Origin of the sequence: Pseudomonas sp. UBA6323, from assembly GCF_002439135.1 — a bacterium.
In the GTDB taxonomy this organism is placed as follows: Bacteria; Pseudomonadota; Gammaproteobacteria; order Pseudomonadales; family Pseudomonadaceae; genus Aquipseudomonas.
On record NZ_DJSX01000041.1, the window covers coordinates 1 to 24487 of the forward strand.

At 62.4% G+C, this 24487-nt stretch carries 21 protein-coding genes; 13 read left to right on the forward strand and 8 right to left on the reverse strand.

The window, feature by feature from the left end; translation table 11 throughout:
- Together B3P22_RS09035 and B3P22_RS09040 are read right to left on the reverse strand one after the other, a co-directional pair.
- Positions 1 to 845: UUP1 family membrane protein (locus B3P22_RS09035; RefSeq protein WP_296270717.1), on the reverse strand; the 845-nt coding region annotated here is incomplete at its 3' end.
- Positions 846 to 850: 5 nt separating this feature from the next.
- Positions 851 to 1387: an ATP-dependent zinc protease gene (locus tag B3P22_RS09040; protein WP_296270718.1), complete on the reverse strand. Its 537-nt coding sequence runs from the start codon at positions 1385 to 1387 to the stop codon at positions 851 to 853.
- Between the two features lie 304 nt (positions 1388 to 1691).
- Between B3P22_RS09040 and B3P22_RS09045 the strand changes: the two genes are divergently transcribed.
- From B3P22_RS09045 to prpF, 5 genes are all read left to right on the forward strand, one after another.
- Complete coding sequence (locus B3P22_RS09045) at positions 1692 to 2414, forward strand: GntR family transcriptional regulator (RefSeq protein ID WP_296270719.1); 723 nt, start codon at positions 1692 to 1694, stop codon at positions 2412 to 2414.
- Positions 2411 to 3298: a methylisocitrate lyase gene (prpB, locus tag B3P22_RS09050; RefSeq protein WP_296270720.1), complete on the forward strand. Its 888-nt coding sequence runs from the start codon at positions 2411 to 2413 to the stop codon at positions 3296 to 3298. Before B3P22_RS09045 ends, prpB begins: the two co-directional genes overlap by 4 nt.
- 123 nt (positions 3299 to 3421) lie before the next feature.
- Complete coding sequence (gene prpC / locus B3P22_RS09055) at positions 3422 to 4579, forward strand: bifunctional 2-methylcitrate synthase/citrate synthase (protein ID WP_296270721.1); 1158 nt, start codon at positions 3422 to 3424, stop codon at positions 4577 to 4579.
- A 14-nt stretch (positions 4580 to 4593) separates the two neighbouring features.
- Positions 4594 to 7203, forward strand: coding sequence for a Fe/S-dependent 2-methylisocitrate dehydratase AcnD (gene acnD, locus B3P22_RS09060; RefSeq protein ID WP_296270780.1), 2610 nt, complete (start codon positions 4594 to 4596; stop codon positions 7201 to 7203).
- Between the two features lie 175 nt (positions 7204 to 7378).
- Entirely contained in the window at positions 7379 to 8566 is a 1188-nt protein-coding gene (gene prpF / locus B3P22_RS09065) for a 2-methylaconitate cis-trans isomerase PrpF (protein ID WP_296270722.1), read from the forward strand.
- Positions 8567 to 8631: 65 nt separating this feature from the next.
- On the opposite strand, the gene ppsR is transcribed toward prpF, so the two are convergent.
- Both ppsR and B3P22_RS23725 read right to left on the reverse strand, forming a co-directional pair.
- On the reverse strand, positions 8632 to 9450 hold the full coding sequence (ppsR, locus tag B3P22_RS09070; RefSeq protein WP_296270723.1) for a posphoenolpyruvate synthetase regulatory kinase/phosphorylase PpsR: 819 nt from the start codon (positions 9448 to 9450) through the stop codon (positions 8632 to 8634).
- Positions 9451 to 9537: 87 nt separating this feature from the next.
- Entirely contained in the window at positions 9538 to 9765 is a 228-nt protein-coding gene (locus B3P22_RS23725; RefSeq protein ID WP_349681628.1) for a hypothetical protein, read from the reverse strand.
- Between B3P22_RS23725 and ppsA the strand changes: the two genes are divergently transcribed.
- The 8 genes from ppsA (at position 9712) to B3P22_RS09110 (ending at position 17788) form a co-directional block, all read left to right on the forward strand.
- Positions 9712 to 12084, forward strand: coding sequence for a phosphoenolpyruvate synthase (gene ppsA, locus B3P22_RS09075; RefSeq protein WP_197855810.1), 2373 nt, complete (start codon positions 9712 to 9714; stop codon positions 12082 to 12084). The two genes, B3P22_RS23725 and ppsA, sit on opposite strands and share 54 nt — an antisense overlap.
- Before the next feature lie 165 nt (positions 12085 to 12249).
- Positions 12250 to 13236 carry an alpha/beta fold hydrolase gene (locus tag B3P22_RS09080; protein WP_296270724.1) on the forward strand — a complete coding sequence of 329 codons (987 nt, stop codon included), beginning with the start codon at positions 12250 to 12252 and terminating at the stop codon, positions 13234 to 13236.
- 184 nt (positions 13237 to 13420) lie between these two features.
- A complete protein-coding gene (gene rraA / locus B3P22_RS09085; protein ID WP_197855808.1) occupies positions 13421 to 13909 on the forward strand; it encodes a ribonuclease E activity regulator RraA in 489 nt (162 codons plus the stop codon).
- Positions 13910 to 13913: 4 nt separating this feature from the next.
- Complete coding sequence (locus tag B3P22_RS09090) at positions 13914 to 14900, forward strand: zinc transporter ZntB (RefSeq protein ID WP_296270725.1); 987 nt, start codon at positions 13914 to 13916, stop codon at positions 14898 to 14900.
- Between the two features lie 49 nt (positions 14901 to 14949).
- Positions 14950 to 15201, forward strand: a complete 252-nt coding sequence (locus B3P22_RS09095) for a CrfX protein (protein WP_172825358.1) — start codon at positions 14950 to 14952, stop codon at positions 15199 to 15201.
- A gap of 1 nt (position 15202) precedes the next feature.
- The gene (locus B3P22_RS09100; RefSeq protein ID WP_013715734.1) at positions 15203 to 16027 is read left to right on the forward strand and encodes a mechanosensitive ion channel family protein; all 825 of its coding nucleotides are present in this window, start codon (positions 15203 to 15205) and stop codon (positions 16025 to 16027) included.
- Positions 16028 to 16109: 82 nt separating this feature from the next.
- The gene (sigX, locus tag B3P22_RS09105; RefSeq protein ID WP_275545208.1) at positions 16110 to 16700 is read left to right on the forward strand and encodes an RNA polymerase sigma factor SigX; all 591 of its coding nucleotides are present in this window, start codon (positions 16110 to 16112) and stop codon (positions 16698 to 16700) included.
- 107 nt (positions 16701 to 16807) lie between these two features.
- The gene (locus B3P22_RS09110) at positions 16808 to 17788 is read left to right on the forward strand and encodes an OmpA family protein (protein ID WP_197855805.1); all 981 of its coding nucleotides are present in this window, start codon (positions 16808 to 16810) and stop codon (positions 17786 to 17788) included.
- A gap of 107 nt (positions 17789 to 17895) precedes the next feature.
- On the opposite strand, the gene cobA is transcribed toward B3P22_RS09110, so the two are convergent.
- The 4 genes from cobA to nirB form a co-directional block, all read right to left on the reverse strand.
- Positions 17896 to 18639 carry a uroporphyrinogen-III C-methyltransferase gene (gene cobA / locus B3P22_RS09115; protein ID WP_197855804.1) on the reverse strand — a complete coding sequence of 248 codons (744 nt, stop codon included), beginning with the start codon at positions 18637 to 18639 and terminating at the stop codon, positions 17896 to 17898.
- Between the two features lie 55 nt (positions 18640 to 18694).
- Positions 18695 to 21415, reverse strand: a complete 2721-nt coding sequence (locus B3P22_RS09120; protein ID WP_296270726.1) for a nitrate reductase — start codon at positions 21413 to 21415, stop codon at positions 18695 to 18697.
- A 98-nt stretch (positions 21416 to 21513) separates the two neighbouring features.
- Positions 21514 to 21840 (reverse strand): nitrite reductase small subunit NirD, encoded by a 327-nt coding sequence (nirD, locus tag B3P22_RS09125; protein ID WP_296270727.1) that lies wholly within the window; start codon positions 21838 to 21840, stop codon positions 21514 to 21516.
- Positions 21837 to 24293 (reverse strand): nitrite reductase large subunit NirB, encoded by a 2457-nt coding sequence (gene nirB / locus B3P22_RS09130; RefSeq protein WP_296270728.1) that lies wholly within the window; start codon positions 24291 to 24293, stop codon positions 21837 to 21839. Before nirB ends, nirD begins: the two co-directional genes overlap by 4 nt.
- Positions 24294 to 24487 lie beyond the last annotated feature (194 nt).

Sequence of the window (24487 nt, forward strand, 5' to 3'; positions counted from 1 at the left end):
TTCATCTCGCTGTTGTTCAGGCTGAAGCTGACGGCGGCCTGACGGCCGCCCTCGAGGCTGACCAGTTCACCATCGCCGATCCACCAGACCAGGCGGTCAGCCGGCAGGCCCTGTTCACCGGTTTCCGGGTTGAAATACAGCCACTTCTGGCCGTTGAAACTGCGCAGCCACAGCTCTGGCGATTGAGCCACTTCGGCCAGCAGGCGAATGGTGTGTACGCGCTCCATCGGCACGTGGGCGATGGACAGCAGCAGGTCGACCACCTTGGCCTTGTTGGCGGTGGAAGCGTCGCCGCCGAGCAGCAGCTTGACGTTGTCGTCACCTACGTTGTTAACGCGCTTGATGGTCTCGCTGATGAAGGTTTCGACGTCCGCCGAATGCTGGCGGATCGGCGCGAGCAGGGCTTCGGCTGCGATCTTCTCGGGGCCTTCGACCGGGATGCTGTCGCGGAAGATCGGGCCTTTGGCCGGCGGCTGTTCGCCGCTGTAGCGCTTGGTCAGGACCAGGCGGTAGTAGAGGGTCTGCTTGCCACTGGCGCGACGGGCGGACCAGGTGACGCGGCGGTTGCCGTCGACACGGTTGACGCTGACGCCGTAGTTGTTGGAAATGAAGCTTTCGTTGAGGCTCACGTAATCCTGGTTCAACGGCGGTACGAACATCTGCAGCTTCACCGGCTCGCGCGGGGTCGCCTGGAATTCGACCTTGGCGTCGATGTTCCACAGATCGTCGGTCTCGTCCTCGGTCATCGGGATGCCGAGAATGAAGATTTGGTATGCCGTAATCAGAACGCCCAAGGTCACCAGCAGGGTGATCAGGACTTTCAGATGCAGGTTCAGAGAGCGCATGGGAATTACTCGCCAGGGGTTGCGTCGTCGGTGCAGTCGGGTTTGCCGGCCGCGTATTTAAGGCTTGGATCGACCATGGCCTCGAAGTGCTTGAGCGCTTCGGAGCCGATCAGAAGCGGGTATTGGAATGCGCTTCGGTCGGTCAAGTTCACTTCGATCGTGCGCAGGGTATGCCCCATGCACAGTTCGAGGTCGATGACCGGGCGTGCGGTGTAGGTCTTGTCTTCATCGGGGTCGAAGTCGCCCGCACGTCGTTTGATCTTGCTGATACGCGCCAGCGGACGCTCGATGGTCCGCTCGTGGGCGTCGTCGATGGCCAGCACGAAACGCACCCAGGTTTCTCCGTCACGCTTGAAGCGTTTGATGTCGCGAGCGCTGAGGGACGCGGTCTTGGCGCCGGTGTCGAGCTTGGCCGCTACCTGCAGGTCCAGTTCTTCTATGTGAATGTATTCGTTCAGGCCATAGATCGACTTGCCCATGGCCAGAGCCGGGCAGGACAAGGTCAGCAGGCAGAGCAACAGGGAGAAGGGTTTCAGTCTCATGGGTCCTTGAGAAGGTGTTGCCAGGGGCGGGTGAGCGACAGCGTCTGGCGGCATACTGCCATATAACCGTCTGCCGGGAAGTCTAGCAGGCATGGCAACAGGCGTTAGCCGGGCGTGAATGCGCGGATTCTAACATGGGGATTTTCCGTGCTGACAGCAGCTTATGTAGCTTTCTGCAAGTAAGGTCAAGGCTCGGGCACGGCGGCGAGAATAAAATATTGTCGACAATACTTTGGTCTGCTTTGACGGTTTTGGCTTTGTGGCGTAGTTTTATTGCCACTGAAAGCTCTTGGTGTCGACAATCATGTTGCTTGAATCGGAAGCGCCAACAACGCCTCAGGTGGATTCGGAAACACTTTCCGAGCACGTCTTTCGCCTGATCCAGGCTGCCATCGTCAAAGGTGAGATCGCCCCCGGCAGCAAGATTTCCGAGCCGGAGTTGGCGCGTACCTACGGCATCAGCCGGGGGCCGCTGCGCGAGGCGATCCATCGCCTGGAAGGGCAGAAACTGCTGGTGCGCGTACCGCATGTGGGCGCGCGGGTGGTGTCGCTCAGTCATGCCGAGCTGATCGAGCTGTATGAAATCCGTGAGTCCCTCGAAGGCATGGCCTGCCGCCTGGCCGCTGAGCGCATGACCCAGCACGAGATCGACGAACTGCGCCGGGTGCTGGAGCTGCACGAGCAGGACGCCGCGTTCAGGGCTGGCGTCGGTTACTACCAGCAGGAAGGCGACTTCGACTTCCATTATCGGATCATCCAGGGCAGCGGCAACCGCACCCTGGCCAAGCTGCTGTGCGACGAGCTGTACCAACTGGTGCGCATGTACCGCCTGCAGTTCTCCGCGACGCCTAATCGGCCGCACCAGGCCTTCGCCGAACACCACCGCATTCTCGATGCCATCGCCGACCGTGACGGCGAACTGGCCGAACTGCTGATGCGCCGTCACATCGGCGCCTCCAAGCGCAATATCGAGCGCCACTACACCGAAGCGCTCGCTACTTCATCCAAGACCCGAGGTGATTCATGACCCAGCTTTCCGCCGGCCAGCGTTTCCGCCAGGCCCTCGCCGAAGAGCAACCGCTGCAGGTGATCGGCGCGATCAACGCCAATCATGCACTGCTGGCCAAGCGCGCAGGCTTTCGTGCCATCTACCTGTCTGGCGGTGGCGTCGCGGCCGGCTCGCTCGGGCTGCCGGACCTGGGCATCAACACCCTGGATGACGTGCTCACCGACGTACGCCGTATCACCGATGTCTGCGATCTGCCGCTGCTGGTAGACATCGATACCGGCTTTGGTCCTTCGGCCTTCAACATCGAGCGCACCATCAAAAACCTGATCAAGGCCGGCGCCGCCGCCGCGCATATCGAAGATCAGGTCGGCGCCAAGCGCTGCGGCCACCGTCCGGGCAAGGAGATCGTCTCCTGCGAGGAAATGTGCGACCGGGTGCGCGCCGCTGCTGACGCCAAGACCGATCCAGACTTCTTTCTTATCGCTCGTACTGACGCGATCCAGGCTGAGGGTATCGACGCCGCCATCGAACGGTGCCAGCGCTATGTCGAGGCCGGCGCCGATGCAATCTTCGCCGAGGCCGCTTACGACCTGCCGACCTACAAGCGTTTCGTCGAGGCGCTGAAGGTGCCGGTGCTGGCCAATATCACCGAGTTCGGCGCCACGCCGCTGTTTACCCGCGACGAGCTGGCCTCGGTCGGCGTCGCCATCCAGCTGTATCCGCTGTCCGCGTTCCGTGCGGCGAACAAGGCGGCGGAAAGTGTCTACACCTCCATTCGCCAGAACGGCCACCAGAAAGACGTGATCGAGCTGATGCAGACCCGCGCCGAGTTGTACGACCGCATCGGCTACCACGCCTTCGAGCAGAAGCTCGACGCGCTGTTCGCCGCTGGCAAGAAGTAAAGCTGCACACGGGTTCGCTTATGCAGGAGCGAATTTATTCGCGATTCGCCGATGAATCCGCTCCTGCGCTACGGCCCGCTACCGCTGACATTAAGCAGAACAAGAAGAGTCGAGGAGATAACCATGAGCGCCACCGAAACCACCCCTGGCTTCAAGCCGAAGAAATCCGTCGCTCTGAGCGGCACCGCCGCCGGTAACACCGCGCTGTGCACCGTCGGTCGCACCGGCAACGACCTGCACTACCGTGGCTATGACGTGCTCGATTTCGCCAACCGCTGCGAGTTCGAGGAGATTGCCCATCTGCTGGTGCACGGCAAGCTGCCCAACGTCGCCGAGCTGGCTGGCTACAAGGCCAAGCTCAAAGCCCTGCGCGGTCTGCCGGCCGGGGTGAAGGCGGCTCTGGAGCAACTGCCGCCCTCGGCGCACCCGATGGACGTGATGCGCACCGCGGTATCCGTGCTTGGCTGCCTGGCACCGGAGAAGGATGATCACAACCATCCGGGCGCCCGCGACATTGCCGACAAGCTGATGGCCTCCCTCGGCTCGGCGCTGCTGTACTGGTACCACTACAGCCATAACGGCAAGCGCATTGACGTTGAAACCGACGACGACTCCATCGGCGGCCACTTCCTGCATTTGCTGCATGGCGAGAAGCCGTGCGATTCCTGGGTGCGCGCCATGCATACCTCGCTCAACCTGTACGCCGAGCACGAGTTCAATGCCTCGACCTTCACTTCGCGGGTGATTGCCGGCACCGGCTCCGACCTGTTCTCCTGCATCGCTGGCGCCATCGGCGCACTGCGCGGCCCCAAGCACGGCGGCGCCAACGAAGTGGCCTTCGAGGTGCAGAAGCGCTATGACAGCCCGGACGAGGCCGAGGCCGATATCCGCGAACGGGTAGGGCGCAAAGAAGTGGTGATCGGCTTCGGTCACCCGGTCTACACCGTCAGCGACCCGCGCAACAAGGTGATCAAGGAAGTGGCCCGCGAGCTGTCCGTGGAGCAGGGCAGCACCAAGATGTATGACATCGCCGAGCGCCTGGAAAGCGTGATGTGGGAGATCAAGAAGATGTTCCCCAACCTCGACTGGTTCAGCGCCGTGAGCTACCACATGATGGGTGTGCCCACCGCCATGTTCACCCCGCTGTTCGTCATCGCCCGCACCGCCGGCTGGTCCGCTCACGTCATCGAGCAGCGCATCGACGGCAAGATCATCCGTCCGAGCGCCAACTACACAGGCCCCGAAGACCTGAAGTTCGTGCCGCTCAAGGATCGTAAATAACCATGAACGACACCGTGAATAGCCAATACCGCAAGCGCCTGCCCGGCACCGCGCTGGATTACTTCGACGCCCGTGAGGCGGTCGAGGCGATCCAGGCCGGCGCCTGGGCGAAGCTCCCGTACACTTCGCGCGTGCTTGCCGAGCAACTGGTGCGCCGCTGCGACCCGCAGGACCTGAGTGCCGCGCTGGAGCAACTGGTCTACCGCAAGCGTGACCTGGATTTCCCCTGGTATCCGGCGCGCGTGGTCTGCCACGACATTCTCGGCCAGACCGCACTGGTCGATCTGGCCGGCCTGCGCGACGCCATCGCCGAAAAGGGTGGTGATCCGGCCAAGGTCAACCCGGTGGTGCCGACCCAGTTGATCGTCGACCACTCGTTGGCCGTGGAAGCGCCGGGTTTCGACCCAGATGCGTTCGAGAAGAACCGTGCTATCGAGGATCGCCGCAACGAGGATCGCTTCCACTTCATCGACTGGACCAAGACCGCGTTCAAGAACGTCGACGTGATCCCGGCCGGCAACGGCATCATGCACCAGATCAACCTGGAGAAGATGAGCCCGGTGATCCAGGCGCGCGGCGGTATCGCCTTCCCCGACACCTGCGTCGGCACCGACTCCCATACCCCGCACGTCGACGCCCTGGGCGTGATCGCCATTGGCGTTGGCGGCCTGGAAGCCGAGACGGTGATGCTCGGCCATCCGTCGATGATGCGCCTGCCTGATATCGTCGGCGTCGAGCTCACCGGAAAACGTCAGCCTGGCATTACCGCCACCGATATCGTCCTGGCGCTGACCGAGTTCCTGCGCAAGGAGCGCGTGGTCGGTGCCTGGGTCGAGTTCTTTGGCGAAGGCGCCGACAGCTTGTCCATTGGCGACCGCGCGACCATCTCCAACATGTGCCCGGAATACGGCGCCACTGCTTCGATGTTCTATATCGACGGCCAGACCATCGACTACCTCAAGCTCACCGGCCGTGAGCCGGAGCAGGTAGCGCTGGTGGAGAACTATGCCAGGACCCTCGGGCTGTGGAGCGACGCGCTGACAACCGCCGAGTACGAGCGCGTGCTGCGCTTCGACCTGGGCAGCGTGGGCCGCAATATGGCCGGCCCGAGCAACCCGCACCGCCGCCTGCCGACTGCGGCTTTGGCCGAGCGCGGCATCGCCGACGAAGCCAAACTGCAAGCTGGCAAGGGCGAAGAAGCGCAAGGGCTGATGCCCGATGGCGCGGTGATCATCGCCGCCATCACTAGCTGCACCAACACCTCCAACCCGCGCAACGTGGTTGCGGCCGGTCTGTTGGCGAAGAAAGCCAACGCGCTGGGCCTGGTGCGCAAATCCTGGGTGAAGACGTCGTTCGCGCCGGGCTCCAAGGTCGCCAAGCTGTATCTGGAAGAGGCTGGCCTGTTGCCAGAGCTGGAGAAGCTCGGTTTCGGCATCGTCGCTTACGCCTGCACCACCTGTAATGGCATGTCCGGCGCGCTCGACCCGGTGATCCAGAAGGAAATCATCGACCGCGACCTGTACGCCACCGCCGTGCTCTCGGGCAACCGCAATTTCGACGGGCGCATCCATCCCTATGCCAAACAGGCGTTCCTGGCGTCGCCGCCGCTGGTGGTGGCCTACGCCATCGCCGGCACCGTGCGTTTCGACATCGAGCAGGATGCGCTGGGCAGCGATGCGCAGGGCAATCCGATTACCCTCAAGGACCTGTGGCCGAGCGACGAGGAAATCGATGCCATCGTCGCCGCGTCGGTAAAGCCGGAGCAGTTCAAGCAGATCTATATCCCGATGTTCGACCTGGGCAACGTGCAGGAGGCCGAGAGCCCGCTTTACGACTGGCGGCCGATGTCGACCTATATCCGCCGCCCACCGTACTGGGAAGGTGCACTGGCCGGTGAACGCACGCTCAAGGGCATGCTGCCGCTGGCAATCCTGCCGGACAACATCACCACCGATCACCTGTCGCCGTCCAACGCCATCCTGGCGGACTCGGCTGCGGGCGAGTATCTGGCGAAAATGGGCCTGCCGGAGGAGGACTTCAACTCCTACGCCACCCACCGTGGTGATCACCTCACCGCGCAGCGCGCCACATTCGCCAACCCGCAACTGGTCAACGAGATGGTCGTGGTCGACGGGCAGGTGAAGAAGGGCTCGCTGGCCCGCGTCGAGCCCGAGGGCAAGGTGATGCGCATGTGGGAGGCCATCGAGACCTACATGAACCGCAAGCAGAATCTGATCATCGTCGCCGGCGCCGACTACGGCCAGGGCTCATCGCGGGACTGGGCGGCCAAGGGCGTGCGCCTGGCGGGGGTGGAGGTGATCGTTGCCGAAGGCTTCGAGCGCATTCACCGCACCAACCTGGTGGGCATGGGCGTGCTGCCGGTGGAGTTCAAGCCAGGTACCACACGCCTGACCCTGGGCCTGGATGGCACCGAGACCTATGACATCGAGGGCGATATCTCGCCGCGTTGCGACCTGATCCTGGTGGTCAATCGCCGCAATGGTGAAGTGGTTCGGGTGTTGGTGACCTGCCGTCTGGATACCGCAGCCGATGTCAGCGTCTACAACGCCGGTGGCGTGCTGCAGCGCTTCGCCAAGGATTTCCTTGAAGGCGCGGTGGCGTGATGTGACGACCGGCCCGTAAGCGGGTCGGTACGCCTTCTGTAGGAGCGAGCTCTGCTCGCGAACGAAGCTTCTCAGCGAGGCTATTCGCGAGCAGAGCTCGCTCCTACAAAAAGCGCTAGCGCGTAGCTCGGATGAAATCCGAGGAGCATCATCATTTCCTATCAGGACTGCACTCATGGCTTATCTGCCGCAAGTGAAAATTCCCGCCACCTATATGCGTGGCGGTACAAGCAAGGGCGTGTTCTTTCGCCTGCAGGATCTGCCCGAGCCTTGCCAAGTGCCGGGCGAGCCGCGTGACAAACTGTTCATGCGCGTGATCGGCAGTCCCGATCCCTACGCGGCGCAGATCGACGGCATGGGCGGCGCCACCTCGAGCACCTCCAAGTGCGTGATCCTGTCGAAAAGCAGCCAGGCCGAGCACGATGTCGACTACCTCTATGGTCAGGTCTCCATCGACAAGGCCTTCGTCGACTGGAGCGGCAACTGCGGCAACCTGTCCACCGCTGCCGGTGCCTTCGCCATCCATGCCGGTCTGGTCGATCCTGCACGGATACCCGACAACGGCACCTGCGAGGTGCGTATCTGGCAGGCCAATATTCAGAAAACCATCATCGCCCATGTGCCAGTTACTGACGGCCAGGTGCAGGAAACCGGCGACTTCGAGCTGGACGGCGTAACCTTCCCGTCGGCGGAGATCGTGCTGGAATTTCTCGATCCGTCGGATGACGGCGAGGAGGGTGGCTCGATGTTCCCCACCGGCAACCTGGTCGATGACCTCGATGTGCCAGGCATCGGCACCCTGAAGGCGACCATGATCACCGCCGGCATTCCGACGATCTTCGTCAATGCCGTGGATATCGGCTATCAGGGCACCGAGCTGCGTGAAGACATCAACGGCGACCCGGCGCAACTGGCGCGTTTCGAGCAGATCCGCATTGCCGGAGCGCTACGGATGGGACTTATAAAAACGGCTGAGGAGGCTGCGACACGTCAGCACACGCCGAAGGTCGCTTTCGTCAGCCCGCCCAAGGATTACCGCACATCCAGTGGCAAGAATGTGAAGGCCGGCGAGGTCGATCTGCTGGTGCGTGCGCTTTCCATGGGCAAGCTGCACCACGCGATGATGGGCACCTGCGCGGTGGCCATTGGCACCGCGGCGGCGATACCGGGGACGCTGGTCAACCTGGCCGCAGGCGGCGGTGAGCGAGAGGCGGTGCGTTTCGGCCATCCATCTGGCACCTTGCGTGTCGGTGCTCAGGCCGCGTCCGTCGATGGTCAGTGGACCGTGACCAAGGCGGTGATGAGCCGCAGTGCGCGCATCCTGATGGAAGGCTGGGTGCGAGTGCCAGTAGAGCAGTTATGAGCGGCAGGCCTGTAGGAGCGAATTTATTCGCGATTGGATTCCGCGAATAAAACCGCTCCTACAGCTTATTTGAGCCGGCGCTCGACGCCTTTCTCGACGAGGATCTTGGCCGAGATTTCCTCGACCGAGAAATGCGTGGAGTTGATGAAGGCGATGTTTTCACGGCGGAACAGACTCTCCACTTCGCGCACTTCGAACTCGCACTGGGCATAGCTGGCATAGCGGCTATTGGGCTTGCGCTCGTGGCGGATAGCGGTGAGGCGATCCGGATCGATGGTCAGGCCGAACAGCTTTTCGCGGTATTTTTTCAGCGAATCGGGAAGCTGCAGGCGCTCCATGTCGTCTTCGGTCAGCGGATAGTTGGCGGCGCGAATACCGTACTGCATGGCCATATACAGGCAGGTGGGCGTTTTGCCGCAGCGTGAGACGCCCACCAGGATCAAATCAGCCTTGTCGTAATAGTGGGTGCGCGCGCCGTCGTCATTGTCCAGTGCGAAGTTCACCGCCTCGATGCGCTCCATGTAGTTGGAATGCTGACCAATGGAGTGCGACTTGCCGACGGAGTAGGAGGAGTGCGAGCTCAACTCCTGTTCAAGTGGCGAGAGGAAGGTGGAAAAGATGTCGATCATGAAACCATTTGCGGTGTCGAGGATCGCACGAATATCGCGATTGACGATGGTGTCGAAGATGATCGGGCGTACACCGTCCCTTTCGGCGGCGGCGTTGATTTGTTGTACCATGGCGCGCGCTTTATCGACACTGTCGATATAAGGACGCGTAAGTTTGGTGAATTGAATATTCTCGAACTGCGCGAGCAAGCTCTGGCCCAAGGTTTCGGCCGTGATGCCAGTGCCGTCGGAGATGAAGAAAGCGGTTCGTTTCATTTGCGCCAAAGGCCTTAAGCTGAGATCGATTCTTGGCTATGATAGGCCGCGTTTTCCGCCGGCCCCATGGGGTTTCGGCATTGTTACTTATTCAAGGGCAAGGCCACAATCTTGCGGCAGTTCGCCGCCAGAGCATCCAGCCCCCCGAGAATTTGTGCAAAGGCTTGCGAGCTGGAGCCTGCTATTAACGCAGCATGGCCGATGCGCAGCTGGCTTTACGCGAATTCTGAGCTTTTCCAACATCTTAGTGGAGAGATCACCTTGGTAGAGTACGTAGTTTCCCTCGATAAGCTCGGCAATCACGATGTTGAGCATGTGGGGGGCAAGAACGCATCCCTCGGCGAGATGATCAGTAACCTGGCTGGCGCCGGCGTCTCGGTTCCCGGCGGTTTCGCCACTACGGCTCAGGCCTATCGCGACTTTCTCGAGCAGAGCGGCCTGAACGCGCAGATCCACGCTGCGCTCGACGCACTCGATGTCGACGACGTCAACGCTCTTGCCAAGACTGGCGCACAGATTCGCCAGTGGGTGATGGACGCCGAATTTCCGGCCCAACTCGATGCGGATATTCGCAAGGCCTTCGCCGAAATGAGCGCCGGCAACGACAACATGGCCGTGGCCGTGCGTTCCTCCGCCACCGCCGAAGACCTGCCCGACGCCTCCTTTGCAGGCCAACAGGAAACCTTCCTCAATATCCGCGGTGTGGACAACGTGATCCGCGCTGCCAAGGAAGTGTTCGCTTCCCTGTTCAATGATCGCGCCATCGCCTACCGCGTGCACCAGGGCTTCGACCACAAGCTGGTCGCCCTGTCCGCCGGTGTGCAGCGCATGGTGCGTTCGGAAACCGGCACCGCCGGCGTGATGTTCACTCTCGATACCGAGTCCGGCTTCCGCGACGTGGTGTTCATTACCGGGGCCTACGGCCTCGGCGAGACCGTGGTGCAGGGCGCGGTGAACCCCGACGAGTTCTACGTGCACAAGCCGACCCTGGAGGCTGGCCGCCCGGCGATTCTGCGTCGCAACCTGGGCAGCAAGGCGATCAAGATGGTCTACGGCGACGAAGCCAAGGCCGGTCGTTCGGTCAAGACCGTCGAGGTTGACCGTGCCGAGCGCGCACGCTTCTGTATCACCGACGCCGAGGTCAGCGAGCTGGCCAAGCAGGCGCTGATCATCGAGAAACACTACGGCCGCCCGATGGACATCGAATGGGCCAAGGACGGTGATGACGGCAAGCTGTACATCGTGCAGGCCCGTCCGGAAACCGTGAAGAGCCGCTCCAGCGCCACCGTGATGGAGCGCTACCTGCTGAAAGAGAAGGGCACCGTTCTGGTGGAAGGTCGCGCCATCGGCCAGCGCATCGGCGCCGGCAAGGTGCGGGTGATCCACGATGTGTCCGAAATGGACAAGGTGCAGCCGGGCGACGTGCTGGTTTCCGACATGACCGACCCTGACTGGGAGCCGGTGATGAAGCGCGCCAGCGCCATCGTCACCAACCGTGGCGGGCGTACCTGCCACGCGGCGATCATCGCCCGCGAGCTGGGCATTCCGGCCGTGGTCGGTTGCGGCAACGCCACCAGCGTGCTGAAGGATGGCCAGGGTGTCACAGTCTCCTGTGCTGAAGGCGATACCGGCTTCATCTTCGAAGGTGAGCTGGGCTTCGACATCCGCAAGAACTCGGTCGACGCCATGCCCGAGCTGCCGTTCAAGATCATGATGAACGTCGGTAACCCGGATCGCGCCTTCGATTTCGCCCAGCTGCCCAACGAAGGCGTGGGCCTGGCCCGCCTGGAATTCATCATCAACCGCATGATCGGCGTGCACCCGAAGGCGCTGCTGAACTTTTCCAGCCTGCCGCCGGAGATCAAGGACAGCGTCGAGAAGCGCATCGCCGGTTATGGTGATCCGGTCGACTTCTACGTCGAGAAGCTGGTCGAGGGCATCAGCACCCTGGCCGCAGCGTTCTGGCCGAAGAAAGTCATCGTGCGCCTGTCGGACTTCAAGTCCAACGAGTACGCCAACCTGATCGGCGGCAAGCTGTACGAGCCGGAAGAAGAAAACCCGATGCTGGGCTTCCGTGGCGCCTCGCGCTACATCAGCGAATCGTTCCGTGACTGCTTCGAACTCGAGTGCCGGGCGCTGAAGAAAGTGCGCAACGAGATGGGCCTGACCAACGTCGAGATCATGGTGCCCTTCGTGCGCACCCTGGGCGAGGCCTCGCAAGTGGTCGAACTGCTGGCCAGCAATGGCCTGGCGCGCGGTCAGGATGGTCTGAAGGTCATCATGATGTGCGAGCTGCCGTCCAACGCCATTCTGGCCGAAGAGTTCCTTGAGTTCTTCGATGGCTTCTCCATCGGTTCCAACGACCTGACCCAGCTGACCCTGGGCCTGGACCGCGACTCCGGCATCGTCGCTCACCTGTTCGATGAACGTAACCCGGCGGTGAAGAAGCTGCTGGCCAATGCCATTGCCGCCTGCAACAAGGCCGGCAAGTACATCGGCATCTGCGGCCAGGGCCCTTCGGATCACCCGGACTTGGCCAAGTGGCTGATGGAGCAGGGCATCGAGAGCGTCTCGCTGAACCCTGATTCGGTCCTCGACACCTGGTTCTTCCTGGCCGAGGCGCAGCCCGCCTGAGATCAGTAGCGGCCGGAAGAAGGGCGGGTCGATCCCGCCCTTTTTTCTGGTTGTTCAGCCCTGACAGTCACCAGAGCCGTCGCCAGCGATTTCACAGTCGCTCCGGCGGTTTTTTGTGGGTTCCGTTCTTCTTTGTGGCGCAGCGCCATTGCGGTTTTTCGATCCATGCAAAGCAGTAGTGAGCTTTTCCCCGTCGCCCTGATCAGCGCCGAACTACGTGGCGACCTCAGCGAGGACGTCTACCTTCTCAAGCCCAACAATAGCCCGGACTCCAGCGTCGAGCTGGCCCTGACCCGGCTTGGCCGGCCAGGCGCCGAAGGTGCGCGCGGCGTGCCCGTGGTGTTGTTGCATGGCAGCTTCTCCAACCGACGTTTCTGGTATTCGCCCAAGGGCATCGGCCTCGGCGCTTATCTGGCGCGCGCCGGGTTCGACGTGTGGATCGCCGAAATGCGCGGCCATGGTCTGTCGCCGCGCAACGAAGACTATCGCGACAACAGCGTGGCGCAGTACGTGCGCTACGACCTGCCGGCCATCGCCGATTTCATTTTCGAGCAGTCCGGGCAGCCTGCGCACTGGGTCGGCCACTCCCTGGGAGGGGTAATTCTGGCAGCTGCACTGGGCGGCGGTTATCTCGAGCAATCTCGCGCGCGCTCGGCTGCGCTGTTCGGCAGCCAGATCAGCCGCATCTACTGGCCGCTTAAGGTGCCGCCAGTAGAGTGGGGCGCGCGCCTGCTGCTGCGCGCCTTTCCCTATCTTTCCGGGCGTCGCCTGAAGCGTGGGCCTGAAGACGAGCCGATCGGCCTGGCACGGGAAACCCTGCGCTGGCTCAGGCTGTTCGGGCGATTCGGCGACGGCGAGCAGGACTGGTGGGCGGGTCTTGCCCAGGTGCGCGTACCGATTCTGGCCGTGGCGGCTGCGGCTGATTCCGATGATCCTGCCTGGGCTTGCCGCAAGCTGCTTGAGCAGTGCAGCGCCGCGCGGAGGCACTTTCTGCTGTTAGGCAAGAACCAAGGTTTCGCCAGTGACTTCGGGCATATCGAAATGCTGGTCAGCAAGGAGGCCCAGCGCGAGGTTTGGCCAATTGCCGAACATTGGCTACGGCATCTGCACTTGCCTGCCGAGTTCGTCGAGGCTTCTATAGCAGGTGCTTGAGCGGCCAAGGACGTTTCTTCAGCGGATGCTTACCGGTACTATGTGACGCATCGTGTGCGCGTGGTCATTTCCAGGGCTGGCGCTCGTTCGCCGTTCATTGCGAGCGAGGTGTTGCGCTTGCACCGCCTCGAGCGGGTCCATGAAGGTGGCTGCCTTTTCATCCATTGTCGCAAGGAGTTGTGTCATGCACTACATCACCCCCGATCTGTGCGATGCCTACCCGGAACTGATCCAGGTGGTCGAGCCGATGTTCGCCAATTACGGCGGCCGCGATTCCTTCGGCGGTCAGATCGTCACCATCAAGTGCCATGAGGACAATTCCCTGGTGAAGGAGCAGGTCGATCTGCCCGGGCAGGGCAAGGTGCTGGTCGTCGATGGTGGTGGTTCGCTGCGGCGCGCGCTGCTGGGCGACATGCTGGCCGAGAAAGCTGCCAGGAATGGCTGGGAAGGCATCGTGGTGTATGGCTGCATTCGTGATGTTGACGTCATCGCCCAGACCGACCTGGGCGTGCAGGCGCTGGCCAGCCACCCGATGAAAACCGACAAGCGCGGCATTGGCGACCTGAACGTGCCAGTCACCTTTGGCGGCGTGACCTTCAAGCCGGGCGATTACCTGTACGCCGACAACAACGGTGTAATCGTCTCCCCGCAAGCTCTCAAGATGCCGGAATAAGCCGATGCTGGATCAGGATTCGGCGCTGCTGCACGCCTTCGTACTCGATGGCCGTGGCGGTGCGCGCAGCATCAGTCGCGACGAACTGGACGGCCTGCAGCTGGGCGAGCATGAGAGCCTCTGGCTGCATTGGGATCGCAGCCAGGCGCAGTCACAGCGCTGGTTGCGCGAGAGTAGTGGGCTGGACGAATTCAGCTGCGACCTGCTGTTGGAAGAGAACACCCGGCCGCGTCTTTTGCCGCTGCCGGACAACGAGATGTTGATCTTCCTGCGCGGGGTCAACCGTAACCCGGGCGCCGAGCCCGAAGACATGGTGTCGGTGCGCATTTTTGCCGATGCCCGGCGGGTGATTTCCCTGCGCCTGCGACCGCTGCTGGCGACCGATGCACTGATTGCCGATCTGCTGGCGGGCAAGGGGCCAAAAACCTCTTCCGAGCTGCTGCTGGAGCTGGCGCGTCACCTGACCAGCCGCGTCGATGATCTGGTCGCCGAGTTGAGCGAGCAGCTCGACGGCGAGGAGGATGGTCTCGATGGCGATGAGCGCTATCGTCCCGATCACGGCTTGATGCTGCAGGTGCGTCGGCGTGCGGCCAGCTTGCGTCGCTTTCTCTCGCCGCAGCGTGATCTCTATGCGCAGCTGGCACGCAACAAGCAGCCCTGGTTCGTCGAAGACGATGACGATTATTGGAATGAACTCAACAACAGGCTGACGCGCTATCTGGAGGAGCTGGAGCTGATTCGGGAACGGGTTGGTCTGGTGCTCGAGGCGGAGAGCAGCCGGCTTGGCGAACGCATGAATCGGATCATGTACCGCTTCACGGTGATCACCGGGCTGTTCCTGCCTTTGAGCTTCCTCACCGGGCTGCTGGGTATCAACGTTGGCGGCATTCCCGGGGCGGACAATCCGATCGGTTTCTTCATCGCCTGCGGCCTGATGGTCGTTCTGGCGGTGGGGCAATTGCTGCTTTTTCGCCGTTGGCGTTGGCTGTGATGTGTGACTCATCCGCCGGCTACTGCGTCTAGCCGTGACATCCCGTGAGGTGCGCATGCACGATCCATTCGAAGAGTCTCTACGCGATTTGCTCAAGTCCTCGCCGTCCAGCCATGACGACGATGCCTGCCTGCACCGCGTTCTCAAGACCGCCAACCGGCAGGTCGGCGCTGGTGACCTGTTCAGCCTGATGGGCCACTGGGCGCAGGCCTTGATGATCGCCCTGAACAACGGTTCGGCGCATGTCGCGCCGGTATCGCGCCGTACCCAATCCTCTGCTTCTGCTGATAAGGCCGACTGAAATGGAACTCGACCCCTGGACCCAAAGCCTGATCTCCGCGATGACCGCACTGTGGACCAAGGTTGCCGGATTCATTCCCAACCTGTTCGTCGCATTGGTGCTGGTGTTGCTTGGCTTCGTCGTCGCCAAACTGCTCGACACCCTGCTGTCCAAGCTACTCGGCAAGGTTGGCCTGGATCGCCTGATGATGGGTACCGGTCTGACCAAGCTGCTGGCTCGCGTCGGTATCCACGCCTCGGTCTCGACCCTGATCGGCAAGATCGTCTACTGGTTCGTGCTGCTGATCTTCCTGGTTTCCGCTGCTGAATCGCTGGGGCTGCAACGGGTTTCCGCGACCCTCGATGTGCTGGCGCTGTACCTGCCCAAGGTCTTCGGCGCGGCCCTGGTGCTGCTCGCCGGCGTGCTCCTGGCGCAGCTGGTCAGCAGCCTGGTGCGTGGCGCCGCCGAAGGCGTGGGCCTCGAATACGCCAATGGCCTGGGGCGCGTTGCGCAGGGGCTGGTGATCATCATCAGCATCTCCGTGGCCATCGGCCAGCTGGAGGTCAAGACCGATTTGCTCAACAACGTCATCGCCATCGTGCTGATCTCCGTCGGCCTGGCAGTGGCGCTGGCACTGGGTTTGGGCAGCCGCGATATCGCCAGCCAGATCCTGGCCGGCATCTATGTGCGCGAGTTGTATCAGGTCGGGCAACAAGTGCAGGTTGGTGAGGTCGAAGGCCAGATCGAAGAGATCGGCACAGTGAAGACCACCCTGTTGACCGATACCGGTGAGCTGGTATCGGTAGCCAATCGAGTGATGCTCGAACAACGCGTGAACAGTCGCTGACGCCAATCTGTTATTTTATGTAGCTGCCCGGCAGGCGTGACCTGCCGGGCACTTTTCGTCCTGACCGTCGGCCCGACTCGTTTTGAACAAAGCTCAAACCCCGCCCACGCGCTATGACCCCCGCGAGCTCACCGATGAAGAGCTGGTGGCGCGCGCCCACGACGAGCTGTTTCACATCACTCGTGCTTATGAAGAGCTGATGCGACGCTACCAGCGAACTCTCTTTAACGTTTGTGCACGTTATTTAGGGAACGAAAGGGATGCGGACGATGTCTGTCAGGAGGTGATGCTCAAAGTACTTTATGGCCTTAAAAACTTTGAGGGTAAATCCAAATTCAAAACCTGGCTTTACAGCATCACCTACAATGAATGCATTACCCAGTATCGAAAAGAGCGGCGCAAGCGTCGATTGATTGACGCCTTGAGTTTGGATCCGCTCGAAGAGGCTTCCGACGAGAAGACACCCAAAGTCGAGGAGCGAGGCGGTCTTGATCGATGGTTGGTACACGTCAACCCGATCGATCGCGAGATTCTTGTGCTACGTTTTGTCGCAGAACTTGAGTTTCAAGAGATTGCGGACATCATGCACATGGGCTTGAGCGCAACGAAGATGCGCTACAAGCGAGCATTGGATCGGTTGCGGGATAAATTTTCGGAAACTTCCGAAACTTAGTTCAGCTTCCTGACCACTAAGGGAGTGGCGAAACCTGATAAAATCGCCGACAAGTTGCCGACTGAAGTAACGGTGACTTATTAACCACCAAGATGGGGATTTAACGGATGAAAGTAAAAAACACCTTGGGCGTAGTCATTGGCTCTCTCGTTGCCGCAACCTCCTTCGGCGCGCTGGCGCAAGGCCAAGGCGCTGTCGAGGTGGAGGGCTTCGTCAATCGCTACTTCACCGACACTCAGCGTGATTTCGCTCACGACGAAGGCAATCTGTTCGGTGGCAGCATCGGCTACTACCTGACCGACGACGTCGAGCTGGCGCTGTCCTATGGCGAGTACCACGACCTGCGTGGCGAAGGCTCTCGCGGCAGCAAGGACATCAAAGGCAACCTGACCGACCTGAAGGCTATCTACCACTTCGGTCAGCCGGGCGTTGGTCTGCGTCCTTACGTCTCTGCCGGTTTTGGCCATCAGAGCATCGGCGACGCCAATGGCGGTGGTCGTAACCACTCCACCCTGGCCATCGCTGGCGCGGGTGCCAAGTACTACTTCACTGAAATGTTCTACGCCCGTGCTGGCGTTGACGCTCTGTACAACATCGACCAGGGCGACACCGAATGGCAAGCCGGCGTGGGTGTTGGTCTGAACTTCGGTGGCGGCAGCAAGCCGGCCCCGGCTCCTGTTGTAGCCGCAGCTCCCGAGCCGATGCCTGAGCCTGCTCCGGAGCCGGCGATGGAAAACGTTCGTGTTGAGCTGGACGTCAAGTTCGACTTCGACAAAGACCGCGTTAAAGAAGAAAGCTACGGCGACATCAAGAACCTGGCTGACTTCATGAATCAGTACCCGCAGACCACCACCACCGTGGAAGGTCACACTGACTCCGTCGGTACCGATGCCTACAACCAGGGTCTGTCCGAGCGTCGTGCCAATGCCGTACGTAACGTGCTGGTCGATCAGTACGGTGTAGACGGCAGCCGCGTGAACGCTGTTGGCTACGGCGAAACCCGCCCGGTAGCTGACAACGCCACCGACTCCGGCCGTGCCGTCAACCGTCGCGTTGAAGCTGAAGTGGAAGCCCAGGTCCAGCAGTAATGCTCCTGGTGCTTTAAGGAAAACCCGGCCTCGGCCGGGTTTTTTCTTTTGCGGAATAAAAAAGCCCGCCATGAGACGGCGGGCAGGCAAGCAGAACGTGGATTGAGTCAGGCGTGCAAAAGCTGCGGCATGCCAATCTCGCTGCTGGCGCGGGCGACTTCGCCAATCACCAGGATGGCCGGGCTCTTCAGGGCGAACGCTGCGGCATCGTTCATCATGGCGCCCAGAGAGCTGCGGCATTCGCGTTGCTCGGGCAGCGAGGCGTTCTCGATCATCGCCACCGGCATTTCGCCGCTCATGCCGCCGTCGAGCAGGCCGGTCTGGATATCCGCCAACTTGGCGACGCCCATGTAGATCACCAGCGTCGTGCCGCTCTGCGCCAGCGCCTGCCAGTTCAGAGAGCTGTCGTCCTGGGTATGGGCGGTGAGCAAGGTAACGCCTCGGGCAACGCCGCGCAGGGTCAGGGGGATGCCACAATTGGTGGCGCCAGCCAGCCCGGCGGTGATGCCGTTGACCAGCTCCACCTCGATACCCTGTGCGACGAGCCAGTCGGCTTCCTCGCTGCCGCGGCCGAAGATGCACGGGTCGCCGCCCTTGAGGCGCACCACGCATTTACCCTGACGCGCATAGCGCAGCATCAGGCGATGGATGAAGGCCTGCGGAGTGGAGCGACAGCCGCCGCGTTTACCCACCGAGACGATCCGGGCGCTCGGGCAGTGTTCGAGCACGGCCGGGTTGACCAGATCGTCGATCATCACGACCTCGGCTTGCTTCAGTGCCTTGACCGCCTTGAGCGTTAGCAGCTCGGGGTCACCGGGGCCAGCGCCTACCAGCCAGACTTTTGCGCTCATGTTCACCACCTCTCTCATATCTTTTTCCGCTGGTCCCCACAGAACGTAGGCGCGATCAACAGGCCCTTACAGCCACCTGCTGGTTGGCCAGCAAGCGCTTGATTTCAGGTACGCAGGAGCCACAACTGGTGCCGCACTTGAGTTCCTGCTTGAGTCCGTCCAGGTCCAGGCCGCGCTCGATGCCGGCGCACACGGCGCCTTCGCTGACGTTCAGGCAGTTGCAAAGGGTTTTGCCACGGGCGGTGGCGCCAGCATTGCCCGGCGGCGCGGAGACCGGGGCGAGTAGCCAGCGACGCAGGTCGGCGTCGGCCTGGCCGTCCAGCCACAGGCTGCGCAGCCATTCGCTGGCAGCGGTTTCGCCGGCCAGGCGGATACTGACGATACGGCCATGCTCGATGCGCACGCGTTTACCCACCGCACGGCGCGGATCGTCATAGGCCAGCACCGGACCTTCATGCAGGCGCAGCAGGCGGTCGATCTGCGCCAGCAACTCGGGCTGCGGCGCCACGGCGCTGGCGGCGCGGATCAGCAGGGCGGGGCGGTCGCGTCCGCTAGGGGTAAGGTTGGCGTAGGCGAAGTCCTCGAACAGCGGGCGCAACGCTTCGAAGCGGCTTTGCACCTCACCCTCGACCAGGGCGAACAGTTGCCAGGGCAGCTCGACCTTGTCCACCTCGACTCCGGAATGCTTGAGCTCCGGCTGCTTCGACAATGGATCGAAAGCCGGCTGGGTCAGCACGTTGGTGCCCAACCCCTTGAGAAAACGATCGCCCCAGTGCATCGGCAGCCAGGCCTGGCCAGGCCGCACCGAGTCGTCGCTCTGCACCGGCAGGATGAGGCCGCCACGGCGACTGCGCAGTTTGACCAGATCGCCGTTCTGCAGACGGCGGCGACGCAGCTCATCCGGATGCAGGCCGAGTACGGCGGCCTCGACATGGCCGAACAGACGCGCGGCGGTGCCGGTGCGGCTCATGCCGTGCCACTGGTCGCGCAGGCGGCCGGTGTTGAGGGTGAGTGAATAACGCGCCTCGCGCTTTTCCTTCGGAGCACGGTACGGGTCGGCGTGGAACTGCGCGCGCCCGCTGGCAGTGGGGAAGCGGCCGTCGGCGTAGAGCCGTGCGCTGCCCTGGCGCGCGCCGGGCGGAAACGGCCATTGCTGCGGACCTTGGTCATCGAGCAGCGCGTAGCTCAGCCCCGAGAGGTCGAGATCGCGCTGTGCGGTCAGGTGCTTGTATTCCTCGAACAGCGACTCGCTGTCGGCGAAATCGAACAGGCTTGGCAGGCCGGGGCGGAGCAGAGTTTCCAGGCGAAAAGCGAAGTCGCAGGTGATCGACCAGTCGGGCCGCGCATCGAAGGGCGCTGGCACGGCGCGACGCACGTGGCTGACGCGGCGCTCGGAATTGGTCACCGTGCCTTCCTTTTCGCCCCAGCTGGCGGCGGGCAGCAGCAGGTCGGCGTAGCGGCAGGTCTCGGTGGTAAAGAAGGCTTCTTGAACGACAACGAAAGGGCAGGCGGCCAGGGCCTCATGCACCTTGTTCTGGTTCGGCAGCGATTGCGCCGGGTTGGTGCAGGCGATCCACAAGGCTTTGATGCGACCGTCGTGCACGGCATCGAATAGCTCGATGGCGGACAGGCCGGGCGCCTCCGGCAAGGCGTCGACGCCCCAGTAGGCGGCGACTTCGGCGCGGTGTTCGGCATTGCCGGCCTCGCGATGGCCCGGCAGCAGGTTGCTCAGGCTGCCGGTCTCGCGACCACCCATGGCGTTGGGCTGGCCGGTCAGGGAGAAGGGGCCGGCGCCGGGCTTGCCGATCTGTCCGGTGGCTAGGTGCAGGTTGATCAGCGCGCTGTTCTTGGCGCTGCCGGACGAAGACTGATTGAGTCCCATGCACCACAGTGAAAGGAAGGAGGGCGCGCGGCCGATCAGCTCGGCGCAGCGCTGCAGGGCGTCCAGGCTGATGCCGCAGATATCGGCGGTGGCCGCCGGGCTGTAGTCGCGCACCAGGTTCTTCAGCGCCTCGAAGCCTTCGGTGTGAGCATCGATATAGGCGCGGTCGATCCAGCCCTCCCACAGCAGGATATGCAGGATGCCGTGGAACAGCGCGACGTCGGTGCCGGGCAGGATTGCCAGGTGCAAGTCGGCCAGTTCGCAGGTGTCGGTGCGTCGTGGGTCGATGATGATCACCCTCATCTCCGGGCGGCGTGCCTTGGCTTCTTCCAGGCGGCGGAACAGCACCGGGTGCGCGTAGGCCATGTTGGAGCCGGCGATCAGCAGGCAGTCGCTCTGCTCGATGTCCTCGTAACTGCAGGGCGGGGCATCGGCACCGAGGCTGCGCTTGTAGCCGACCACCGCCGAGCTCATGCACAGGCGCGAATTACTGTCGATGTTGTTGGTGCCGACCAGGGCGCGGGCCAGCTTGTTGAAGGCGTAGTAGTCCTCGGTCAGCAGCTGGCCGGAGATATAGAAGGCGACGCTGTCCGGGCCGTGTTCGCGGATGGTTTCGGCGAATACCGCCGCAGCGTGATCCAGGGCGCTGTCCCAGTCCGTGCGTGAACGGGCCAGGCCCTTGCCCAGGCGCAGCTCGGGGTAGAGGGCGCGGGCGTCGAGATCGCCGGTCAGGTGCAGGGTCGACCCCTTGCTGCACAGCTTGCCGAAGTTGGCCGGGTGGCTGGGGTCGCCGGCGACGCCGAGGATCTTCTCGCCGTCGTGCTCGATCAGCACGCCGCAGCCCACGCCGCAATAGCAGCAGGTGGAGGCGGTGACTTGAGTGGGGCTGGCCATGTCGGGCTCCTACAGGCGTAGGGTGGACAACGCTGTGCTTGTCCACCAATGCGTGGGGTTACCGGTGGAAAACGCTTCGCGGTTTTCCACCCTACGGCTTACGCACATTTCGCGGCGGTATTCAGGGCCAGCAGCACGCGGCCGTTTTCCACGCGGGCGTGATGCCGGTGCGCGCAGCCCACATCCGGTGCCACGGCTTCGCCGGATTCCAGCTCGATCTGCCAGTTGTGCAGCGGGCAGGCTACGCGCTTGCCATAGATCAGCCCTTGGGACAGCGGGCCGCCCTTGTGCGGGCAACGGTCGTCGAGGGCGAAGACCTCGTCGCCGGCTGTACGGAAGATTGCGATATCGCCCTTGGGGCCACTGACGATGCGCGAGCCGAGGACGTTGATTTCGTCCAGAGCGCAGATATCCAGCCAGTTCATACGGTGGCCTCCTCGATTTGCACGACCTTGATGGTGTCGAACTCTTTTTTCAGTTGCGGCGTCTCGAGGCGCTCCTTCCACGGGTCCTGTTCGAACGACAGGGCATAGTGCAGGCGCGCGGCCAGGGCCTTGCGATTGGCTTCGTCTTCCAGCACCGCCTTCTTGATATGCTCCATACCGACGCGCTGCATGTAGTGCACGGTGCGTTCGAGGTAGAAAGCTTCCTCGCGGTACATCTGGAGGAAGGCGGCGTTGTATTCGCGCACCTCTTCGGCGGTCTTGACCTTGACGAAGAACTCGGCCACCTCGGTCTTGATCCCGCCATTGCCGCCGATGTACAGCTCGAAGCCCGAGTCCACGCCGATGATGCCGACGTCCTTGATACCGGCCTCGGCGCAGTTGCGCGGGCAGCCGGAGACAGCCAGCTTGACCTTGTGCGGCGACCACATGTTGAACAGGTCGTGCTCCAGGTCGATGCCCAGCTGGGTCGAGTTCTGCGTACCGAAGCGGCAGAACTCGCTGCCGACGCAGGTCTTCACCGTTCGGATGGACTTGCCGTAGGCGTGGCCGGACGGCATGTCCAGCTCCTTCCACACTGCCGGCAGGTCTTCCTTCCTGATCCCCAGCAGGTCGATACGCTGGCCGCCGGTTACCTTGACCATGGGCACGTTGTACTTGTCGGCGACGTCGGCGATGCGGCGCAGCTCCGACGGATTGGTCACGCCGCCCCACATACGCGGAACAACGGAGTACGTCCCGTCTTTCTGAATATTGGCGTGGGCGCGTTCGTTGATCAGGCGCGACTGCGGGTCGTCCTTGGCTTCGCCCGGCCAGGTTGAGATCAGGTAGTAGTTGAGCGCCGGGCGGCAGGTAGCGCAGCCATTGGGCGTGCCCCAGTTCAGGTATTCCATGGTTTGTGTCATGGACGTCAGGTGCTGCTCGCGGATCGCCTTGCGGATTTGTCCGTGGTTGAGGTCGCTGCAGCCGCAGATAGCCTTTTCGCTCTTGGGCTTGACGTCGGCGGCGCCGCCGACTGTGCTGATCAGAATCTGCTCGACCAGGCCGGCGCAGGAACCGCAGGAGCTGGCGGCCTTGGTGTGCTTCTTCACCTCGTCGACCGAGAACAGGCCGTTCTCCTGAATCGCCTTGACGATGGTGCCCTTGCACACGCCGTTGCAGCCGCAGATTTCCATGCTGTCGGGCATATTGGCGGTCTTGTCCGCGCCCTGGTGGCCGACGTCGCCGATCGCACCTTCACCAAACATCAGGTGATCGCGAATCTCGCTGACGTTCTGGCTCTCGCGGATCTGGCGGAAATACCAGCCGCCGTCGGCGGTGTCGCCGTACAGGCAGGCGCCGACCAGCACGTCGTCCTTGATCACCAGCTTCTTGTACACGCCGCCGATGGGGTCGGAGAGGGTGATGGTTTCGGTGCCTTCGCCGCCCATGAATTCGCCGGCGGAGAACAGGTCGATGCCGGTAACCTTGAGCTTGGTCGAGGTCACCGAGCCCTGATAGCGGGAGTAGCCGAGCAGGGCAAGGTGGTTGGCACAGACTTTGGCCTGCTCGAACAGCGGCGCCACCAGGCCGTAGGCGATGCCGCGGTGGCTGGCGCACTCGCCGATGGCGTAGACGCGCGGATCATAGGTCTGCATGGTGTCGTTGACCAGGATGCCGCGGTTGCAGGCGATGCCGGCCTGTTCGGCCAGCTCGCTGTTGGGGCGGATACCGGCGGCCATCACTACCAGGTCGGCAGGAATCAACTCGCCGTCCTTGAACTTCACCGCGCAGACGCGGCCTTCGCCGTTGTCCAGCAATTCGGCGGTGTGCTTGGGCAGAAGGAAGTTCAGGCCGCGGTCTTCCAGTGATTTTTGCAGCAGCTCGCCGGCGGTGCGGTCCAGCTGGCGCTCCAGCAGCCAGTCGCCGATGTGCACCACGGTGACGTCCATGCCGCGCAGCTTGAGACCGTTGGCCGCCTCCAGGCCGAGCAGGCCGCCGCCGATGACCACCGCGTGCTTATGGGTCTTGGCGGTGTCCATCATCATCTGGGTGTCGGCGATGTCGCGATAGCCGATCACGCCAGCCAGATCCTTGCCCGGAATCGGCAGGATGAAGGGATTGGAGCCGGTGGCGATCAGCAGGCGGTCATATTCGGCCTCGCTGCCATCATCGGCGATGACCAGGCGCTTCTTGCGGTCGATCTTGACCACCTTGCGCCCGAGCAGCAGCTTGATGTGGTTTTCCGCGTACCAGTTCAGATCGTTGAGCACGATCTCCTCGAAGGTCTGCTCGCCGGCCAGCACCGGCGAAAGCAGGATGCGGTTGTAGTTGGGGTGCGGCTCGGCGCCGAACACGGTGATGTCGTAGAGATCGGGGGCGAGCTTGAGCAGCTCTTCGAGGGTGCGTACACCCGCCATGCCGTTGCCGATCATCACCAGCTTGAGTTTTTGCATGCCGGCCATCTCCTGAATCGTTGATCACGGAAAAATTGGCTGCCGTAAATGGCAGGCCAGAAAACAAAAAAGGCGTCCCGCTAGTCACCTAGCGAGGACGCCTTTGTCCAGGTCCCGTTCTGTCGGGAGGTGCAGCCTTCTTCGTTGAAGGCCGCACTTTATGTTGTGTCAGAAACAATGCAGCCCTTGTGCCA